Raw genomic sequence first — 20,444 nt, 5'->3', positions numbered from 1 at the left:
TAGGACAAAGCGTTTCACAGAGGGAATTACATGCGACATACGTTACTGCAGCGCGGTTTAGTAGGGATGGTGATGGGCGGCTTACTGGCAGGCATTGCCCAGGCGCGCACGCTAGATACTGCCTATGGTGAAGTCGACGTGGTGGATGCCCCCAAGCGTGTGGTAACGCTGTATGAAGGCGCGCTGGATGCCGCGCTGGCGGCGGGCGTGACCCCGGTAGGGGCGGTCACCACCCGTGGCGGCGACAACGTGGCAGAGTACGTGACCGACTACCTCAGTGCGAACGAGCTACAACACCCTGAGATTGTGGGCGTCGTGCGGGAAATTAATATTGAAGCAGTGCTGGCCCAGCAGCCGGACCTGATTCTAGCCGCAGCACAGCTTCCGGAGGAGCAGTACCAACTGCTATCGCAAATTGCCCCTACTGTAGTGCCCCATACTCAGCCGCTAGCGGCGGATAACTGGGAAGCCGAAGCGCGCCTGTTCGGCCAGGCCTTGAACCAGGAAGAGGCGATTGAAGAAGCGATTAGCGCCGTCGATCAGCGGGTCGACACTCTGGCGGATGCAGTGGCTAAAGCCGAAGTGGGCGAAAGCGCCTATCTGGTGCGCTGGATGCCCGGCGGCCCGATGGTGATGTCGGAAAACCTGATTGCCACCGGCCTGTTAGAGCGCGTCGGCCTGGATGTGCAAGGCGGCGAGCTGATCGGTGAGCGGGGCGTGCATAGCGACGTATTAAGCCTTGAAAACCTCTCTCAGGTAGACGGCGACTGGCTGTTTTTGGCCACGCTAAACGACGACGGCCAAGCCGCGCTTGAGAGTGCCAAACAGAGCGCCGCCTTCAACCGCTTAAACGTTGTGCAAAATGAGCGGGTAGTGCCAGTGAATGGCCAGCTCTGGAGCAGCGCCAACGGCCCGCTGGCGGCCCAGGCGATTCTGGATGACATCGAGAATGCCTTGTTGCCGTGACGAGTGCCGTGAATCGTTTTTCTCACCTCGCGAGCGGCAGGCGCTGTTCGCCACGTGCTTGGATGCTGATTCTGCTCACCGCCCTTGTGGCGGTGAGCGTCGTTAGTTTGTTGATAGGCGCAGGCAGCGTTGGCCCCCGCCAAGTGCTGGGGCTGCTAAGCGGTAGTGAACACGCGGAAGCGCGCTTTATCGTCTGGGAGCTGCGCGCCCCCCGCACGCTGATTGGCATTGCCGTTGGCGTAGCGCTGGGCGTAGCGGGGGCGCTGCTGCAAGCGGTTTCACGCAACCCGCTGGCCGAGCCGGGCTTGTTGGGCGTGAGCGCAGGCGCTGCGTTTGCTGTTTCCCTGGCACTGGTGTTAGGGGCCAGCGCCGCCACTTTACGCATTCCCGTGGCCCAGTTAGGGGCGCTGATCGGCTGCGTGTGCGTACTCAGCGTGGCGCGGCTGCGCGGTGTGGGGAGCGACCCGGTGCGTTTAGTGTTAGCGGGGGCCGCGTTTTCGGGGCTGCTCGGTTCGCTCAGCGCACTGATGCTGCTCTACGACCAGCGCGCTGCCGATGAGATTCGCTTTTGGGTAGTGGGCAGCTTGGCGGGTAGGCGGCTAGACGATTTATGGGCCGTGCTGCCCAGCCTGTTGGTAGCAGGGGCGGGCGTTGTATTGATTGCCCGGCCGCTGGCCGCGCTGGCGCTAGGGGAGCGGGCAGCCAGCGGTTTAGGGCACCGCCCTGGGCTGATTCGCTGGCTGGCGGTGGGCTGTGTGGCGCTATTAGTCGGCGCGGCCACCGCCATTGCCGGGCCGATTGCGTTTGTGGGGCTGGTGGTGCCTTTTGTGGCGCGGGCCATCGCCGGGCCGGATATTCGCCGCACGCTCTGGTTCTGCCTGCCCGTCGGCCCGCTGATCGTACTCACCGCCGATATTATCTCCCGTGTCGTCGTCGCCCCCTCCGAGCTGCCCTTGGGCGTGCTCACCGCGCTATGCGGCGCGCCGGTGCTGATTGCGGTGGTGCGGGCCAAGCGCCTGCCGATGCTCTAACGCACTCTCTTTGGTTATCTGATGCTATGAAAATGACGGCAAAACAGTCGATGAGCGATGTGGCACTGCCCCGCATATCCACCGCTTATCAAGAAGAGTCGAGCGCCCAGGCGGTGGCTGCCCCGCAGGGCTACTGGCGCGCCGCGCTGCCCCGCTATGGGGTGAGCGTGCTGCTGGAAAAGCGCGCCGTGGTGGTGAATATCGGGTTGAGTGCCGCGCTGTTGGCCGCCTGCGTGCTCTATTTAAGCCTGGGCAGCGTGACGCTTTCCCCCAATGCGGTGGTGGCTTCCTTGCTGGGGCAGGGCGATAGCATGACCGCGTTTATGGTGCAGCAGCTGCGCCTGCCGCGCCTGATCGCCGCCTGTTTCACTGGGGCTGCGTTTGCGCTGGCCGGGGTGTTAATGCAAACCCTGGCCCGTAATCGTTTGGCGTCCCCCGGCATTATCGGCATCGATAACGGTGCCACCGCCTTTGCGGTGGCCTCGATTGTTGGGTTAGGCGTAGGGATTGCCCCGCCTGCCATGGCGCTGGCGGGGGCGACCACCGCCGCCGTACTCACCTTTGGCCTAGCGGCGGGCAGTGGCACCCAGGGCTACCGCTTTATTGTGGCGGGCATTGGGGTGGGCGCGGTATTTGGTGCGGTCACGCAGCTGATGCTGGCGCGGGTAGCGATTGATACCGCCAACGCCGCCTACCCCTGGACCGTTGGTTCCCTCAATGCCCGCCCGGCAAGCGCGGTACGGCTATTGGGTATTGGCCTGGCGCTAGGGTTGGTGGCCGCGCTGGCGCTGGCCCGCTCGCTCACGCTGCTGCGCTTTAAGGATGCCATCGCCAGTGGCTTGGGCACCGCTGTGAAAGCGCGGCGGCTGCAGGTGCTGCTGCTTTCAGTGGTGCTCACTGCGCTGGCCGTTGCCGTGGCAGGGCCGGTGGGCTTGGTGGCGCTGATTGGCCCTGAAATCGCCCGCTCGCTCTCCAGCGCCCGCCATGTACCGATTTTAGCCGCCACGCTGGCGGGAGCCCTGGTGATGGTGTTGGCCGATTTAGCGGGCCGCACGCTGTTTGCCCCCATCGAGATCCCCGTGGGGATTGTCACCGCCGTGGTGGGTGGCCCCTGGCTACTCTGGATATTAATGCGCCCGCAACGGAGCCGCCCATGACCTCATTACCCACGCTTTCCACCGATGCGCTCAACATGAGCTACGGCCAGCGCCAAGTGATTCGTGAACTCGGCGTTAGCTTGCCCAGCGGGCAGGTAACCGCCATCGTTGGCCCCAACGGCTGCGGTAAATCCACGCTGCTCTCTGGGCTTGCCCGCTTGCATAAACCCGACAGCGGTGCCGTGCTGCTCAATGGCCACGACATCGCCCAGATGCCCGCCCGCCAACTTGCCACCAGGCTGGCACTACTGCCGCAAGAGGCGGTCGCTCCGGAAGGGCTGACCGTCACCGAACTGATTCGCTTTGGCCGCCAGCCCCACCAGGGCTGGCTGCGCCAGTGGTCGGCGGAAGATCAACAGGTGGTGCACTACGCCCTGGCCGCTGCCGGGCTTGAAGCGCTTGCCGACCGGCCGCTGGAGGCGCTTTCCGGCGGCCAACGCCAGCGCGCCTGGATCGCCATGACCATCGCCCAGCAAACGCCGCTTTTACTACTCGACGAGCCCACCTCCGCGTTAGACTTAGGCCACCAAATAGAGGTGTTCGAGCTGGTACGCGACCTGGCCTGCCAAGGCCGCACCGTGGTCATGGTGCTGCACGACCTCGCCAGCGCCTGCCGCTACGCCGACCACCTGATTGCCATGCTCGACGGGCAGATCGTTGCCCAGGGCGCGCCCGCTGAGGTGGTGACGCCCGCGCTGGTGCGGGAGCTGTATCAGGTGGAGTGCACGCTACTGCTCGACCCCGATACCGGCAGCCCCTTGCTTGCCAACGTGCGCCGAGCGACGCAACCCGTTTAAAAGCGATTTATGCAGATAACAACGTAAAAGGAATTGATGTGGCTTCTTCCCCGACCCGCGCTGACAAAGCGTCCGTCAATCAAAGCTTTCACGCCTTAATGCGCCTGCTGCGCTACGCCAAAGGCTATCGGCGGAAGATTATCACCGCCACGATTTGCTCGATTATCAACAAGCTATTCGATATCGCCCCGGAAATCCTGATTGGCGTGGCAATCGATGTAGTGGTTAACCAGGAGAGCAGCTTCGTGGCGCGGCTTGGGTTTGAATCGCCTCAAGAGCAGATCACCATTTTGGCGGTGCTCACCTTTTTTATTTGGGCGGGGGAGTCGCTGTTCGAGTATCTGTTCCAAATTCTCTGGCGCAACCTAGCCCAGCGGCTGCAAGCGGATATGCGCCAAGACACCTATGAGCACGCCCAGCGGCTCGATATGGCGTTTTTCGAATCGAAAAGCTCCGGCCAGCTGGTAGCCACCATGAACGATGACGTCAACCAGCTAGAGCGCTTTCTGGATGGCGGTGCCAACGCCCTGATTCAAGTAGTGGTCACGGTGGTGGCCGTAGGTGCGGTGTTCTTCGTGCTTTCTCCGCTGATCGCGCTGCTGGCGTTTACGCCCATACCGCTGATCATTTGGGGCGCGTTCTTCTTCCAGCGCAAAGCCGGGCCGCTGTACAGCGACGTGCGCGAGAAAGTGGGCGACCTTGCCAGCCGTCTCTCCAACAACCTCAGCGGCATCGCCACCATTAAAAGCTTCACCAGCGAAGAGCGGGAAGCCGAGCGGCTGCGGGAGGCCAGCGAAGCCTATGTAGACGCCAACCGTCGCGCGATTAAAGTCAGTTCTGCGTTTATTCCGGTCATTCGCATGGCGATTCTGGCGGGCTTTCTCGCTACCTTTACTGTTGGTGGCATGATGGCGCTGAACGGCAGCCTCAACGTGGGCGCGTATGGCGTGCTGGTGTTTCTGACCCAGCGCCTGCTGTGGCCGCTCACCGGCCTTGCCCAGGTGATTGACCTGTTCGAGCGCGCCATGGCCAGCACCAAACGGATTCTGGATTTGCTCGAAGTACCGATTACCGTGAAGGATGACAGCACCACGCCTTTGTCTGCCCCGGTAAAAGGCGACGTGCGTTTCGAGGCGGTGAGTTTTCAGTATGAAGCCAGTCAAGTGGGCGTGAACGGCGTGAATCTACACGTGCCTGCAGGCAACACGCTGGCGCTGGTGGGGGCCACCGGCTCGGGTAAATCGACGCTGATCAAACTGCTGCTGCGTTTTTACGACCCCGCCAGTGGCCGTGTGCTGGTAGATGGCCAGCCCATCACCGACGTAAGTATGCACTCACTTCGTCAAGCGATTGGCCTAGTGAGCCAGGATGTGTACCTGTTTGAAGGCAGTATTCGCGACAACATCGCCTACGGACAGCCGGACGCCGACGATGCCGCGATTATCGACGCCGCCAAAACCGCCGAAGCCTGGAGCTTTATCGAAACGCTGCCCCAAGGGCTGGATACGCCGGTAGGCGAGCGGGGCGTGCGCCTTTCCGGCGGCCAACGCCAGCGGCTGTCACTGGCGCGGGCGCTGTTAAAAGACCCGCCGATTCTGGTGCTAGATGAAGCCACCAGCGCGGTGGATAACGAAACCGAAGCCGCCATTCAGCGCTCGCTAAAACGCATCGCCCACGGCCGCACGGTGATTATGATTGCCCACCGGCTTTCCACCATTGTGCACGCCGATGAGATTGTGGTGATTGAAAAAGGCCAAGTGGCGGAGCGCGGCACCCACGCCAGCCTGTTAGCGGCGGACGGCCATTATGCCGCCCAGTGGCGGGTACAAACCGGTACCGCCCAGGCAGGGGACGTTGAAGCGCTTAGCCACTAGGCGCTATAAGTGGCTAAGCCAAAGGTTAGCGGTTCACCAGCAGCGCATTTAGCGTGACGGGCACATGCTCATCAATCTGCTGGTAGCCCAACATCGACAGCACGGTGCGCACCGTGCTGTTGGCCATCAGCGCGTTGCCATCCAGCGCCATGGGTTCGGCGTGGGTAACGCGCACCTCGTTTAACCCTTCGCGGGTAAAGCGCAGCGGCACCGCTTCTTCTTGGTTAATCAGGTCGGTTTGCACCCGGAAGGTGAGGGTTTCTACCATCGACTCGCCAATATCCAAGCCGTCTAACCGCTCCGGCGGCATTTGCGCTACCAGCGTGACCAGCGTGGTGTTCGCCAGCAAGCCCACCCACGGCGGCAGTTCCCCAAAGCGATTGAGCAGATCGGTTTGGCTCAAGCGCAGCGGCAGGCGCAGCGTGCCATCGGCAGCAATATCGCCCTGTAAGTTATTCACTTGATGGTGATGAGTTTGCGGGGCCTCGCCATCCAGTTGGGTAATCGATGCCTGCACCTGGGATTGGCCAGGATCAAGCTGCCAATCCGCCTGCACCGTCAGCGCCAACAGCAGAGGGAAAAGAGCCATCAAAGCTTTCAAAGCGATTCTCCATAGAAGCACTCACCACCAGACCCCAGCGCCGCCAATTAGTGCCGAAAAAATGCCGACTTCGCCGTAAGATAGCGCACCAAGGGGTAGCCTCGCCCCCACACATTCGCTATTATATGCACGCTTTTCGGGCCTATAGCTCAGTTGGTTAGAGCAGGGGACTCATAATCCCTTGGTCGTAGGTTCAAGTCCTACTGGGCCCACCAAATTCCCTTCCCGTTTCATTCCATAACATGCCAGAAGCCCCGCCATTATCGGCTTCGTGAGTTAGGCGGCGTTTCATGACATGTCAGAAAAAGTCTTGACATGCCCCCGTCAAAGGGGGCATCAATGGGGGTACAACCACATGATACCCATTTGGTGCCCCCATGAGCCAACGCCAGACCAACAAACTGACCGCCATCTCCGTGCGCAACGCCAAGCCCCGTGATAGGACCTATCGTTTAGCCGATGGGGGCGGTCTCTATCTAGAGGTGACTCCGTCTGGCGGTAAATATTGGCGGCTGAAATACCGCTTCCATGGGAAGGAGAAGCGCTTGGCTATCGGTGTTTACGGCGCGAAGGACGGCGAGGTATCGCTTGCTCAGGCCCGGGATGAGCGGGACAAGGCAAAAAAGCTGTTAGCTCAAGGTTCAGACCCCAGTACCGTCAAGCGTATCGCCAAGCTGGAGGGCAGGGCTGGTGTGGCGAACACCTTCAGGGTCGTAGCGACAGAATGGCTGGAAGAAGTTCATAAGCATAATGTCGTGCCGACGCACTATAGCAAGAACAAGCGCCGACTAGAGCGTGATGTCTATCCTTATTTGGGCAGCCGACCTATAGCGGACATCACCCCGCTAGAATTGCTGGAGTGCTTGCGCAAGGTCGAGAAGCGGGGGCACCTGGAGACCGCGATTCGCATCAAGACCGTTGTGGGCCAGGTCATCCGGTATGCTATCACCACGGGACGAGCTGAGCGTGACCCAACGACCGACCTGCGTGGCGCGTTGCGCCAGCCAACAGTGAGCCATTACGCGGCCATCACCGATCCCGAAGAACTCACCGGGCTCCTCCGGGCAATCGATAGCTATCGCGGTCAGCCTGTCACGATCGCTGCCCTGAAGCTGGCTACCCTGCTGTTCGTTCGTCCTGGTGAGTTGCGTCATGCGGATTGGAAAGATTTCGATCTCGATGAAGCAACCTGGAGCTTCCTCCCTAGTAAGAACTCACCGCCGCTGATCGTGCCGCTTCCTCGGCAGGCCGTGACCATTCTTCGCGAACTCTATCCTCTCACCGGTCGCGGGCACTTTGTCTTGCCAGGTCTGCGCAGTAGAAAACGTCCAATGTCCGAGAGCACGATGAAGGCTGCCCTGGACTCCATGGGGTACAAGGGCAAGCAGACCGCCCACGGGTTCCGGGCCACGGCGAGGACGATCATTGCTGAGCGCTTGGATTACCCTGAGCATTATGTTGAGCAACAGCTGGCTCATAAGGTGCGGGATGCTAACGGCCGTGCCTATAACAGGACTAAATATTTGGATCAGCGACGGGAGATGCTGCAGACCTGGGCGAACTACCTGGACGAACTGCGTGAGGGGGTAGATAACGCTGCGCTGTATCGACACGGGGTAAAAGACGAATTGCGCCGTAACGCAGACCATACGGCTGGCTAGGGCGCCTATGATGGCTTTTGCTGAGCGCCCGTTATAGGCCTGCACCCGAAACAGCTGATTGGTGATCACTTTAGGATCAAGCTTGGTTGCTACGGGCTTGGCTAGTCGATGCCACCTCGCGGCTCCGGCTTCTTCACCACACGAGGACGTTTATTGCTGAGCTTTTTCGATTACCTAGTGCAATGCGTTGAGCAGCAACTGGCACTTAGCTATAAATGCAAAAATTCTGAAATTAGACAAGCAACCCGAGCCTGCGAACACCTCAAGATAATGCCATGCAAAACCACAAGCGGACAAAGCGCATGGCTACGAAAAATTCAGTTTCTATTAAGTGCGAGAAAATTCAGCTACTTCGTCGGAGTGAAGTGCTCGCACGTTGTGCGTTCTCAAATTCAACACTTCATCGTTTGATCAAAAGGGGTGAATTTCCAAAGCCCATCAAGCTCGGCTCCAGAGCAGTCGCCTGGATTGAATCTGAAGTCAATGGCTGGATTAGGCAGCGTGTAGAAGAGGCGCGTGGCAAAGCAGGAAATAAATATTAAAAATACATATCGAGAACCATATTTTCGATCCGCCATCAGGCTTGGGTAACGGGCTAGGGAGAGACCCTCTGAGTAAGAATTGACCATCCCAAGCAACTCACCGACGAGCAAACCTGAGAGCTGAACGATGTGATCCTGGCCATCGCCGTCGAGGCGGAAGGCCTAAATATGTAAGTGCTTCGCTGGGCATCCTCCTCTACCCCATGAATGCCCTGGCCGCGGACCAGGCGGGGCGCTTCGCCGAGGAGATCCTCAACGCCCCTCCTCAGCGTCATGGTGGCCGGCGAGCCCAGGGCCCGGGTCCGGGTGGGGCTCTACACCGGGCGCATGTCGTCATCATCCAGCAAGGAAGAGGGCGCCGAGCCGGGCACCTATGCCGAGCTGACCCGAGAGCCCGCCCAGGATGGCAGCGGTGAGTGGACCTATAAGGCGATCACCAACCGCGAGGCGATGCAGGCCGATCCCGGATATACTGCTCACCAACTACAAGATACTCGACTACCTGCTGCTGCGGCCCAAGGATGTCAGTATCTGGCGGCATAACCAGGCCGACCCGAGCCTGCTGCGTTATCTGGTGCTCGACGAGCTGCACACCTACGACGGTGCCCAGGGGGCCGACGTCGCCTGCCTGATTCGGCGCCTGAAGGAGCGCTTCTCGATACCGCGTGGCCAGCTCTGCATGGTGGGCACCAGTGCCACCGTGGCGGGTGGTGATGATGAGATGACTATGGGGCCCATGTTGGACCTCTGTAAATTCGCTAGCACGCTGTTTGAAGAGAGCATTACTGACAGTGATGTAATCAAAGAGGATCGCTATCGGGTCGACGAGGTGGTGCGCATCCCGGAACTGGAGGTCGAGGCGCTGCCATCGGTAGAGGAGTGCGAGCCACGGCACCGTGAGGATGCCGTTCACTACGCTTATCGCATGGCCTCGCTGTTCGGTGGGCCGACCTACCCGGTCGAGGCCGATGATCCCAACTGGCCGGAGTGGACGCCGCATTATTCCGCTATCAAGACGACCCTGGCCGAGCTGGATGCCCCTACTCGCTGGGGGGTAGCACTGGGCGAGTGGATCCGTCGGCACCCGCTGTTTCAGAAGCTGCTGGTGGCCACCCAGGAGGCACCGGCCCACTGGCTGGAGCTGCTGCGCGAGCTGGCGCGAGAGGATTTCGCCTTCCGTTCGGTGGGCGACCTGGCCCAGCGAGGCGAGGTGCTGATGGCGTTCCTGGCGCTGGTGGCCCAGGCCCGGGAGCTGCGCAGCGGCAAGGCCTTCCCGCTGGTACCTACCCAGGTGCAGCTGTGGCTGCGCGAGTTGAGGCGTATCGGTGCCCTGGTCCACGAGGATCCGGCCTTTGCCTGGTTGGATAATCCACCCCCCCGAGGGGCGTCATCAGCTACCGGTGGTGCACTGCACGGAGTGCGGCGAGCTAGCCTGGGTCGGGCTGCGCGATCTGGATGCCAACTCGGCGATTGAAAATACCGGCGTGCGCGGCATGCAGCTGTCCGATGAGGTGCCCCCCATCTACGAGGCCTGGGGCGTGATCGCAACCGTCACAGGCTCAGGTTGCTGCAGGTGATATACCTCGTCGAAGAATACTTGACGTGTCAAAGTGTTCGAGAGAGCTTAGGGCATTGATTTGAATGATATGTGTCTAACCTACAGGGAGTATTGCCAGCAAATGACAAGGAAAAAATGTGCCTTCATCCACCCTTCAATGGGAAGATATTGAAAAAGCGACAACACTGTGAGCACTAGATGATGTGCTGGCCGCAGCCATGGAAGCACATCTGTTACAAATACTGCTTCAAGACGAAAGGCTTTCCCAGCTGGTGCAGCATACTTAACCCGCATCGCGGTATCGCTGGTAAGCGCAAGGCAGAATGTCATCAGGCCATATGTTCGATAAGCAAGTGGTTTAGGAAAGCATATTAAAGTAAAGGAAAAGTTATGGTCGCTGTATTTACTCCGGGCATGCGAGTCGAATGCCGAAATGCAGAATGGCTTGTCACCCGTGTGGACGCTGCTGGGAGCAACCAGCATCAGATTGTATTCTGCTCCGGTGTAGACGACCTCAATCGAGGTCATGAGGCTGCATTTCTCACCCAGCTAGATCAATTGAAAGAGGTCGATCCACGCAAAGCCGAGCTGGTTAGGGATGAAACGAAAGGTTATTCGACTGCACGGCTGTTCCTGGAAGCCCAGCTGAGGCAAATGCCGCTGACAGACCCGGAACCACACTTTGAAGACATGGGTGCGTTCACGCCCATGGATTACCAGAAAGAGGCCGTTTACCGGGCGCTCCAGCAAATGCGACCACGTTTGTTGCTGGCGGATCAGGTGGGCCTGGGTAAAACCATCGAAGTGGGCATGATCCTGAGTGAACTGATTCGTCGGGGGCAGGGGCAGCGAATTCTGGTACTTGCCAAGAAATCCATGCTGACCCAGTTCCAGGCGGAACTCTGGAACCGCTTTGCGCTACCGCTGGTGCGGATGGATTCCGACACCCTCTCTAAATTGCAGCTTAAGATACCGGCCTCCAAGAACCCGTTTGAGGTGTATCACCGCATCATCATCTCCATCGATACCCTCAAAGACATCGGCCGGTATGCGCACTTTCTGGAAAATACCCGTTGGGATGTGGTGGTCATCGACGAAGCCCATAACGTCTCTGGTGGTACTAACCCTGAGCGCCATTTGAGCTACCGGCTGGCACGGCGTTTGTCGCGGCGTACCAACAGCATGATTCTCACCACAGCCACACCCCATAACGGTAAACGTGAAACCTTCGGGCGCCTGATCAGCCTGCTGGACCCCTCTGCGGTGCCAGATCCGAAGCTACAGGAATACGAAGCAGAGGATATCGCTCCCTTCTTCCTGATGCGGTTTAAGGAAGATGTGAAGGAAGAGGCCGGCAGCAACTTCTCCGAGCGGGAGGTTATTCCCTTGCCCCAAACCACGGTTCAGGCAAATGAAGCTGAGGAGGATGTATACCAACAGCTGGCACATATCCGCCAACTGGTGCTGGACAAAGAGATCGATGCCCAGGCCATTGTAAGTTGGGGGATGTACAAAAGCTTCCTCTCCAGCCCGGAGGCCTGCCGCTCCACGGCTGAGAAACGATTGGCTTATCTGCAAAAGTCCGATCCGGACAGCCGGGAAATTGAGGAGCTGGAAGAGCTGTTGCGCCGCCTGGAATATTTGAATGTCCAGCAGTCCGCCCGTTTCCAGCTCCTGGTCGAACAACTGGCCGCTATGGGGTGGGATGGCAGTTCCAAAAGCCCGCGTTTGCTGGTGTTTACCGAAAGCCGCGTAACGCAGGAGCATCTTGCGCCAGCCCTGGCCAAGCACTTCGGTCAGAGCTTCAGTCCCAAGCAGGAAAAACAGCCAGAGCAAACGATCGCCGCGATTCACGGTGGCATGTCAGACAATGCCCTGGCTGCCGCGGTTGAAGCCTTCGGAACGGGCAACAGCCCGGTTCGGTTGATGTTGGCCACTGATGTGGCATCCGAAGGTGTGAACCTGCACCACCAGTGCCACAACATCATCCATTACGATTTGCCCTGGTCCATCATCACACTGATCCAGCGAAACGGGCGTATCGACCGCTTTGGTCAGAAATATCCGCCCATCATTCGCTACCTGATGGTTGAAACCGAATCCGGTTTGCTGGAAGGGGACAGTGAGCTGTTCTCGCGCCTGGTCTCCAAAGTCGAGGAAATCAACCGCTCGACCCGTACCGGCGAAAGTGTGCTGAAGCTATACGATGCCCGGAAGGAAGAAGAAACCTTCGGCGATAGTCTGATGAAAGGGGATACCGGTCTGCTGGATCGCGAAACCGGCGAAGCAGAAACCGGTGAACTTGAATCCACCCTGAAAGCCGCCAACGAGCTGGCCCATCAGGATTACGCCGATTTCCTGAGCCGTATGCTGGGTGGTGGTGAACCCGACGAGGATGAAGCCGAAGATACGGCCGCAAACACCGATAATTCACGCATCCGGCTCCTCGACAACGGCCAGTTCTTCGAACAGGGCTATCGTGTTCTGAAAGACCAGATCGGTGGCCCGGACTGGCACCCGCTGGAACACACCGGGCAACAGATCATCTTCACCCCGCCAAAGGAACTGGCCAAGCGTTTAGGTGCCCCATGGGTGGACTCGGAAATGGTCTACGGCGCCTCGGCCATGCCGGAAGAAGCCTGGCCAGATGATCAGCAGCTGTTCTTTACGGATAAACCCGAGCGGGTAGACCTGGCCATCAAGGCAGCCCTTGCCCAGAAAGGCCAGTGGTCCAAAGAACTGCTGCTCACCGAGCAACACCCCGTCATGCAATGGCTGGCGGAAAAACTGATGATGCTGCAGAAGCGCGGCGAAGCACCGTTGATTGCGTCCCCATTTTTGGAGCCGGGGGAATTGCTGTTCTGCTTCATAGGGCAGGTCAGCTCCCGTGCCGGTACACCACTGATTGTGGATCCCCATGCGGTTTCATTCCGCAAGGGTGGCCAATTCCAGATCCGGCCTCTTAAAGAAGCGTTGGATGAAGTCAATTTCGAACAGCTGGCGAATACCGGTAAAACCGGCACCCTGCCAGACCATCTTCTGAAAAGCTTCCTGGGTTCGGCGGTGGACCAGAGCGTTACACACCTCAAAAAGCTAAAAGACCAGCGCAGAGCCCAAATCCGCCCAAGGCTGGATGAAGAGAACGCCCGCCTCAAACACTGGTTCGAGCGCTGGGCCGAGCGCATTGATGCCCAGCTGGCCAACTTACCGCCAGAAGGCCGTCGCGCAACTCAGTTGCGTCAGAAACGCGAAGAAATGGAAAAGTACCTGGAAGACCGGCGTGAAAACTGGGAAGAAACTCACTACCGCGCCACCGATGAAGCCACCACACGCCTGGTACTCGTAGTAGAGGGAGTGAAGTAATGTCGTTGGATACCGCAATCAAGAACGTAGGCGACTACTACGCCGCCCATTACCTGGCAGACAAAAACGGCTTCAGCAAAGACATCGCCGACAAAGTCAAATGTTGGAAAGAACAGGGCAGCCAATCGGCTCCCAGAAAGCTGGCGGCCCTGAGCGAAACTTACTTCAAAGCCAAAACCGAAGCTCTCAATTACGACGACCCCCTGCTTCGGGTCCGGGCTGAGAACGACACCATCAATCGCTGGCACCCGGCTCTGCTGGAGGCCCTTGGCTACCAGCTCGAACCCTTTGGCCTGGTGCTGGAAAGCGAGCAGAAACAAATCCCCGTTCTGCATCGCCTAAACCGCCACAATCAGCCCTGGTTGGTGATTGCAGAAGCGCCGTTCTGCCTGACTGACGGCGACAGCGATGAAGAACCGCTGGAACAGGATGTTCTTGCCAGAACCCAGTATGTTGATGGCCTGCCCACGTTCCAGGGCAGCTGGGAAAAAGCCATTGCCCTGCTGCTCAAGCAGGAAGATGCTCCGCGCTGGGTCATGCTGCTGGCCGGGGGGCGAATATACCTGTTCGATGCCCACACCTTTGCCCAGGGCCGTTACCTCTGGATTGATCTGGATGAAGCTTATGGCCGGCGCCAGGCCGCTACCTTCTACGCAATTGCTGCATTGCTGTCAAACGAAGCGCTGGTGCCTCAAGGTGAAAGCGACGAAGTGCTGCATGAACGCCTGCGTGAAGGCAGCCTGAAAAGCACCCACGGAGTATCCGAGAAACTCCAGGGGGCCGTGCGCGATGCCATTGAAGCGATTGCCAATGGCTGGGTAGAAGCCCGCCGGCAGAACAACTTGGGTTATCGCCAGCTCAGTGAGCGGGAAGACCCGCTGCCTAATGGCAGCCGGGAAATTACCGCCGAGCAGTTACGCCACGATGCACTGATATACGTGTACCGCCTGCTGTTCTGCTTCTATGCCGAAGCCCGTGGTGGGGAGTTGGGCATACTGCCTATCAATGATGATGTGTACCGCCTGGGCTACAGCCTGGAGTCCCTGCGAGACCTGGTGGATGCCAACGAACCCGGCACCACCACCGAGAACGGCACTTACATTGCTGAACACCTGCAGCGCCTGTTCCAGCTGATTTACGACGGCTTCGACCCGCAGCGGGATGGTACGGAAGAGGAAACCGATGAAAACCTTTTTGGCCAGGCCCCGAGGCAGGAAAGTCTGTTTGGTGCCCCTGCCGGTGAACAGCTGTCGCTGACCGGCAGCGGTGGCCGCCGCTCCAAATACACGCCTGGCAAAGTCTTTGCCATTCAGCCACTGACAGCAACGCTGTTTGATCCTCAGGCAACGCCACTGCTAAGCCGGGTGAAACTCCCAAACCGCATTCTGCACAAGGTTGTGCGCTGTCTCAGCCTTGGCACCTCACAACAAAGTAAACGCATTGGCCGCATTAACTACGCTGAGCTGGGCATTGTCCAGCTGGGGTCTGTCTATGAAGGGCTGCTGTCTTACAAAGGCTTCTTCGCCACAGAAGACCTGATCCAGGTGCACCAGAAGGCCAAGAATGGCAAACCCATGCTGGATAACGCCATCGATGCCAAGGTACCTACCTGGTTCGTTCCGGCCACACGGGAAAGCGAATTCAAAGCCGGGGAAATTGTGCTGGAGCACCGCACCGAGAAAACCCGAATCTACCGCACCGGCGAATTCATTCTTCACCTCAACGGCGTAGACCGTGTAAACAGCGCCTCCTACTACACCCCGGAAGTGCTTACCCGCACACTGGTAGAAGAGGCCCTGAAGGAACGCCTGAAAGACTTCGGCCCAGAGCAGGCTGACGACATACTCAGCCTGAAAATCTGCGAACCGGCCATGGGGTCCGCTGCCTTCCTGGTGGAAGCCATCGATCAGCTGGCTCATCACTATCTGGAGCTGAAGCAGAAACAGCTGGGTAAAAACATCGACCCCAGCAACTACGAAGACGAACTGCGCCGGGTACGTCACTACATCGCTGTTCACAATGTCTATGGGGTCGATTTGAACCCGGTGGCAGTTGAGTTAGGTGCCTTGTCTCTCTGGCTGTCCACCATTCACCGCCTGAAAGTGGCCGATGGTGATGAAGACAGCCAGCCCCTGTTCCAGCCTGCGGCTACCCCCTGGTTCGGTTTGCGCCTGCGGGCGGGCAATAGCCTGATCGGCGCCCGCCGCAGCGTTTGGAAAAAAGACCAGCTGTTGCGGGGCAAACACTACGGCAAGAACGCCGAGATCCCGCGTCAGCTCAAACCCGGTGAAGACCGCCAACCCGGCGAGATTTACCATTTCCTCGTGTGGGATGAAGACATGGCCCCGGCGGCAAACGACAAGCTCATGAAAGAGCACTGGCCGGATGAGTGTGACGCGATCAAGACATGGCGCAACAAACAAGTCAAAACGAAGCTATCAGTGGAGGAAGTGGTTCGTCTGGAGCGCCTGAGTGAGCGCATCGATGAACTCTGGAAAGACTACAGCATCGACCGCGAGCGGGCGCTGGCGGACACGGCCTGCACCTCCAGTGTATGGCCAACGCCTCAGAATAGTCTGGAAGCTTTGCGCAACGGCCCAACGCTCCGCCGCCAGGAAGGAATAAAAGCCAGTCTGGAAGCAGAAAGCGGTGCCTTTCAGCGCCTGAAGCTGCTGATGGACAGCTGGTGCAGCTTCTACTTCTGGCCCCTGGACCAAAGCGACAATCTCCCCTCCCGGGAAGCTTGGCTGGCGGCCGCCGAAGTTTTGCTTGGCATTGGCACAGATGACCTGGCCACTCGGGCCATGCTGGACATTCAATTGGGCGAGGAGATTGAACTGGAGGACCTGTTCCAGGCCAGCGAGCAGAAGCTGCCGGATGCTGAGCATTTGAGTGAGTTGGTGCCCTGGTTTGAGGTAGGGCGCACGGCCACAGCGGATCAGAACTTTCATCACTGGGAGCTGATTTTTACGGAAGTGCTGGGTCCAAAAGTTCAGGCGGGCATCGTTCCGAATGGCTTTGACTTGATTTTTGGTAATCCGCCCTGGCTTAAAGTTACCTGGAGTGACTCGCCGTTACTGAATGAGTTTGAGCCGAAGCTTGGTGTTAGAGGGGCAAAGTCTGCAGATTACAATAAAGAACGTCCTGTTTTAATTGATACTCATGAACGAAAACGAATATACAGTGCGCACTTCGAAAGAGGTGAGGGTAGTAACGTCTTCTTGAATGACGTAACCCTTTATCCATACCTTGCGGGTGTGCAGACGAATCTATATAAAAACTTTGTTGAAAAGTCTTGGCGAATTCTAGCTGAACGCGGTGTCTCAGGTTTTGTTCACGAGGAGGGTGTCTATACTGATTCCAGTGGGGGAAAGTTTAGAGAGGAATTGTATGCTCGCCTGCGTGCACACTATCAGTTTATAAATAAACTTTCTCTTTTTAAGGACGTTAAGGATAATAAGTTATTTAGCGTTAATATCTATGCGGGAAAAAAGGGACCGGTAGGGTTTGTTTCGATCGCTAATTTGTATCACCCTAAAACAATAATGGAATGCAACAATGAAGCTAGGGATTCCTATGGTGTTCCAGGGTTGAGAGATTCAGAAGGGAAGCCTGAGACTGTTGGCCATCCTTCCAGAAAGATATATTTTGACCTTGATTTGTTGAGTGTGGTGAAAACAGTTTTCGATCCGGGGCAAACGGAATTGATGACTCGGCTCCCATCCATTCACAGTAAGTTTGCAATATCTGTAATTCGTAAAATTGCGGAATCAGGTAAGTTCATATCAGACTTGGATTGTGATGACACGGAATTTTTTCATGAGGCCAACGCCCAGAGAGGCGGCCTAATAAAAATCATGCGAAACCCAATTTTTTCTCCATCTAGGGAAAATGAATTGGTGATGGTAATGTCCCACATTACTCATGCATGCCCGTTCGGTAAATCACCTATTTCTGGCGACAGTGTACAGGTTCAGTATGAAGAACTAGATTTGTATGAGATGCCAGATAGCTATATTCCCTCATCCATCTATTGTCCCGATAAAAATGGCGACAATCTTTCGAGCAAGTATTTGAGCAGGATTCCTAAATCTAGTTTAAGGAAAGAAAAAAGAAATTTTTCAGACACATATAGACTGGCGTGGCGCCGGCGCAGTCAGCCCGATGACACACGCACATTGATATGCTCCGTCATACCCCCTGGAGTTGCGCATGTTAATAATATAGTCTCAGTTGACTTCGAAGATCTTTCTTTTGTTCCCCTTGTTGCTGGATGCTCTGCATCCATAATTTTTGACTTCTTTATAAAGAGTTTTAATAAGAGCGACGTCTGGTTCGATGCTGTTAGAAAACTTCCAGTAATAGAGGGTGTGTATGCCGAAATGATCATAAGTAGATCGTTGAGGTTGAGTTGTATAACCAAGAGTTTCGGTGATCTTTGGCAGAAAGCAGCCAGGCAAAGCATGTGTGAGGACTCATGGGCTTCTGAAAACCCTGCACTAGAGAACCCTTTTGAGGCTCCTTGGTCCGCTTTAAAGAAGGGTGGTTGGTCCCGAGAATTTTCGGTCACTTCCGATATAGGCCGCCGGCAAGCCGTACTCGAACTTGATGTGCTCGTAGCATTGGCGCTTGGAATCGAGCTAGACGAACTGCTCACGATTTACAAACACTACTTTTCAACGTTTAAAAAATATGACGAGAGTGACGAGTTTGATGTGCTCGGCCAACGCCTACCCAATTACGTTAGGCAGTCGCCTGGCAGGGCTGAAATGCGAGAAGCTAAAACGGTTTGGGATGGAACCAGCCCAATTACGATATCTTGGTACTCCGAACCGTTAGATAAAACAATAACAAGGACGTTTCAGCCGCCATTTTCCCATGTTGACCGAATCGAGGATTACCGCACCGCCTACCGCGTGTTCTCTGAACGCCTCGGTCTGACTGAAAACAACAAGGAGCCCGCCTGATGGATGCCAAGGCCAGAGACCTGAACCAGATTTTCGACGGAACCATCTCGTTCCAGATTCCGCTGTTCCAGCGCCCTTATGTATGGAACAAGGAGAAGAATTGGGAGCCCCTGTGGGAAGACATACAGGGCTTGCTGGATTACGAGCTGCAGTATGGCCGGCACCGTAAGCACTTTCTGGGTGCGGTGGTGCTGGAACAGCTCAAGAATGTGGCAGGTTCCATTGAAACCCATCAGGTGATCGACGGGCAGCAACGTTTCACCACGCTGCAGCTGATCATGTTGGCTGCCCGGGATCTGGCCAAGGGCCTGGATAACGAGAAGTATTTTGATCGCTTCAACGACCTGGTGACCAACAAGGCCAGCAAGGTCGACTACGAACATGAGAAATACAAGGTGTGGCCTACTAACCGTGACCGGGAAGCATTCAAGGCCCTGCATGAGTCGGGAGCGGTTGAGTCAGAGCCCTTTGCGGATCTAACCCTGGAGATGCTCTTCTCAGGTAAGCCCGTCGAACCTCATGGTAATCGAATGCAGGAAGGGTACCTCTATTTCTGCAAGCAGATCCGCGGTTGGCTATCGGGTGAGTTCGACGAAGCAGATGAGTTGGAGCAGGAGATTAATCCCGAGGAACGTCTGGATGCACTCTGGAAAGTGATCAGTGGTGGCTTGCAGGTTGTTGTCATCAACCTGGATGACGACGACGAATCCCAGGTGATTTTCGAAACCCTGAATGCCCGCGGCACGCAGCTGCTACCCGCGGATCTGGTCAAGAACTACCTTTTCCGCAAAGCTCAGGCGGATGCCCAGGATATCGAGGATTTGTACAAGCGCCATTGGTCGGCTTTCGACGACGATTTCTGGCGCACCGAAGTGACCCAGGGCCGCGCCAAGCGTCCGCGCATCGACCTTTTCTTGCAACACTACCTCACCTTGATGATGCGTGAAGAAGTGCGCCCTGCGCATTTGTTTGAATCGTTCAAGGAATACGTGGAAAACCAGCAAGCGCTGGCGGACTTGCCAGAGGATAAGCAGCCGTCCAAGCCCAATCTATCCGTTCTGCCGGTAACCACCGAAGAGCAACTCAAAGCGCTTTCTCGCTATTCCCTGGCGTTCAAGACCTTTGCCGAACCACCGGGGAACTCCCGGTTGGCTATGTTCCTGAAGCGCCTTGAAGCGGTAGACACGGCCACGGTCTATCCGTTGTTACTGCTTGCTTGCGACCAACTATTGCCAGCGCAGCAACCGGAGTTCGATCGATTCCTCACAGTGTTGGAATCCTTCCTGGTGCGCCGCATGGTATGTGGGCTGACGTCCAAGAACTACAACCGTTTGTTCCTGGATGTGATCAAAACCCTGGATAAGGAAGGTTCGCTCACCGCCGATGCTTTGAAAGCGATCCTTCAGTCCAGCGACGGCGACAGCGTGCGGTTCCCGTCGGACGAGGAATTCAAGGCAAGCATTCTGAATCGGCCCATCTACCAGGCTCTGGCACAGTACAAAATTCGCGCCGTGCTGGAGGCGATTGACCAGGTGCAGGCGGACCGCAAGAGCGAGAACCTGGAGCTGCCCAATGACCTCACCATCGAGCATGTGATGCCGGTGAAATGGGAGCTGAACTGGCCGATACCAGAAGAGCATCAGGCAGACCCAGAAGCCAAATTGCAGTTCACCCAGCAACGGGATCAGGTGGTGCATACACTGGGCAATCTCACCTTGATTACCGGCAGCCTGAATCCGTCGCTCTCCAACGGCAGCTGGCAGAAAAAGCGCCCGGAACTGGCCAAGTACAGCAAGCTGAACCTGAACCGGTATTTCTACCCAGTGCATGAAGGGGATGACCCGCTTGCAGATTGGAGCGAGGATTCCATTCGCGAACGCGGCCGGGTTTTGTTTCAGGCAGCCAGTGGTGTGTGGCCTTATTAATG

General features: G+C 57.2%; 13 protein-coding genes and 1 tRNA gene. 13 read left to right on the top strand and 1 reads right to left on the bottom strand.

The features are described from left to right. The first annotated feature begins 30 nt into the window (after positions 1-30). The 5 genes from LG300_RS11865 to LG300_RS11845 all read left to right on the top strand — a co-directional run bounded on the left by LG300_RS11865 (position 31) and on the right by LG300_RS11845 (position 5,825). Complete coding sequence (locus tag LG300_RS11865) at positions 31-966, top strand: ABC transporter substrate-binding protein (RefSeq protein ID WP_404375519.1); 936 nt, start codon at positions 31-33, stop codon at positions 964-966. Positions 967-1,028: 62 nt separating this feature from the next. Next, complete coding sequence (locus LG300_RS11860) at positions 1,029-1,997, top strand: FecCD family ABC transporter permease (protein WP_404375518.1); 969 nt, start codon at positions 1,029-1,031, stop codon at positions 1,995-1,997. Positions 1,998-2,023: 26 nt separating this feature from the next. Beyond that, the gene (locus LG300_RS11855) at positions 2,024-3,154 is read left to right on the top strand and encodes a FecCD family ABC transporter permease (protein WP_404375517.1); all 1,131 of its coding nucleotides are present in this window, start codon (positions 2,024-2,026) and stop codon (positions 3,152-3,154) included. Further along, complete coding sequence (locus LG300_RS11850; RefSeq protein WP_404375516.1) at positions 3,151-3,951, top strand: ABC transporter ATP-binding protein; 801 nt, start codon at positions 3,151-3,153, stop codon at positions 3,949-3,951. The genes LG300_RS11855 and LG300_RS11850 overlap by 4 nt, the downstream gene beginning before the upstream one ends. Before the next feature lie 98 nt (positions 3,952-4,049). Further along, positions 4,050-5,825: an ABC transporter ATP-binding protein gene (locus LG300_RS11845; protein WP_404378033.1), complete on the top strand. Its 1,776-nt coding sequence runs from the start codon at positions 4,050-4,052 to the stop codon at positions 5,823-5,825. Between the two features lie 25 nt (positions 5,826-5,850). On the opposite strand, the gene LG300_RS11840 is transcribed toward LG300_RS11845, so the two are convergent. Further along, positions 5,851-6,426, bottom strand: coding sequence for a hypothetical protein (locus LG300_RS11840; protein WP_404375515.1), 576 nt, complete (start codon positions 6,424-6,426; stop codon positions 5,851-5,853). Positions 6,427-6,564: 138 nt separating this feature from the next. Here LG300_RS11840 and LG300_RS11835 point away from each other — a divergent pair. The 8 genes from LG300_RS11835 (at position 6,565) to LG300_RS11800 (ending at position 20,442) form a co-directional block, all read left to right on the top strand. Continuing rightward, positions 6,565-6,641: transfer RNA gene (locus LG300_RS11835), tRNA-Ile, on the top strand. A gap of 162 nt (positions 6,642-6,803) precedes the next feature. Next, a complete protein-coding gene (locus LG300_RS11830; protein ID WP_404375514.1) occupies positions 6,804-8,087 on the top strand; it encodes a tyrosine-type recombinase/integrase in 1,284 nt (427 codons plus the stop codon). 275 nt (positions 8,088-8,362) lie between these two features. Next, positions 8,363-8,629 (top strand): helix-turn-helix transcriptional regulator, encoded by a 267-nt coding sequence (locus LG300_RS11825; RefSeq protein ID WP_404375513.1) that lies wholly within the window; start codon positions 8,363-8,365, stop codon positions 8,627-8,629. Between the two features lie 327 nt (positions 8,630-8,956). Beyond that, entirely contained in the window at positions 8,957-9,172 is a 216-nt protein-coding gene (locus LG300_RS11820; protein ID WP_404375512.1) for a hypothetical protein, read from the top strand. Between the two features lie 31 nt (positions 9,173-9,203). Next, positions 9,204-10,103 (top strand): hypothetical protein, encoded by a 900-nt coding sequence (locus LG300_RS11815; RefSeq protein WP_404375511.1) that lies wholly within the window; start codon positions 9,204-9,206, stop codon positions 10,101-10,103. 474 nt (positions 10,104-10,577) lie between these two features. Next, positions 10,578-13,550 (top strand): DEAD/DEAH box helicase, encoded by a 2,973-nt coding sequence (locus LG300_RS11810; protein WP_404375510.1) that lies wholly within the window; start codon positions 10,578-10,580, stop codon positions 13,548-13,550. Further along, positions 13,550-18,517 carry a hypothetical protein gene (locus LG300_RS11805; protein ID WP_404375509.1) on the top strand — a complete coding sequence of 1,656 codons (4,968 nt, stop codon included), beginning with the start codon at positions 13,550-13,552 and terminating at the stop codon, positions 18,515-18,517. The genes LG300_RS11810 and LG300_RS11805 overlap by 1 nt, the downstream gene beginning before the upstream one ends. Further along, positions 18,517-20,442, top strand: a complete 1,926-nt coding sequence (locus LG300_RS11800) for a DUF262 domain-containing protein (RefSeq protein WP_404375508.1) — start codon at positions 18,517-18,519, stop codon at positions 20,440-20,442. The genes LG300_RS11805 and LG300_RS11800 overlap by 1 nt, the downstream gene beginning before the upstream one ends. Positions 20,443-20,444 lie beyond the last annotated feature (2 nt).

The sequence above is a fragment of the Vreelandella aquamarina genome, from assembly GCF_044805175.1.
Lineage (GTDB): Bacteria > Pseudomonadota > Gammaproteobacteria > Pseudomonadales > Halomonadaceae > Vreelandella > Vreelandella aquamarina_B.
This window is presented reverse-complemented; position numbering and strand designations above follow the sequence as displayed.

What these genes read in the sequence shown, in the direction of transcription:
- LG300_RS11865 (WP_404375519.1), top strand. Translation starts at nt 31, where the DNA reads ATGCGACATACGTTACTGCAGCGCGGTTTAGTAGGGATGGTGATGGGC.
- LG300_RS11860 (WP_404375518.1), top strand. Translation starts at nt 1,029, where the DNA reads ATGCTGATTCTGCTCACCGCCCTTGTGGCGGTGAGCGTCGTTAGTTTG.
- LG300_RS11855 (WP_404375517.1), top strand. Translation starts at nt 2,024, where the DNA reads ATGAAAATGACGGCAAAACAGTCGATGAGCGATGTGGCACTGCCCCGC.
- LG300_RS11850 (WP_404375516.1), top strand. Translation starts at nt 3,151, where the DNA reads ATGACCTCATTACCCACGCTTTCCACCGATGCGCTCAACATGAGCTAC.
- LG300_RS11845 (WP_404378033.1), top strand. Translation starts at nt 4,050, where the DNA reads ATGCGCCTGCTGCGCTACGCCAAAGGCTATCGGCGGAAGATTATCACC.
- LG300_RS11830 (WP_404375514.1), top strand. Translation starts at nt 6,804, where the DNA reads ATGAGCCAACGCCAGACCAACAAACTGACCGCCATCTCCGTGCGCAAC.
- LG300_RS11825 (WP_404375513.1), top strand. Translation starts at nt 8,363, where the DNA reads ATGCAAAACCACAAGCGGACAAAGCGCATGGCTACGAAAAATTCAGTT.
- LG300_RS11820 (WP_404375512.1), top strand. Translation starts at nt 8,957, where the DNA reads ATGTCGTCATCATCCAGCAAGGAAGAGGGCGCCGAGCCGGGCACCTAT.
- LG300_RS11810 (WP_404375510.1), top strand. Translation starts at nt 10,578, where the DNA reads ATGGTCGCTGTATTTACTCCGGGCATGCGAGTCGAATGCCGAAATGCA.
- LG300_RS11805 (WP_404375509.1), top strand. Translation starts at nt 13,550, where the DNA reads ATGTCGTTGGATACCGCAATCAAGAACGTAGGCGACTACTACGCCGCC.
- LG300_RS11800 (WP_404375508.1), top strand. Translation starts at nt 18,517, where the DNA reads ATGGATGCCAAGGCCAGAGACCTGAACCAGATTTTCGACGGAACCATC.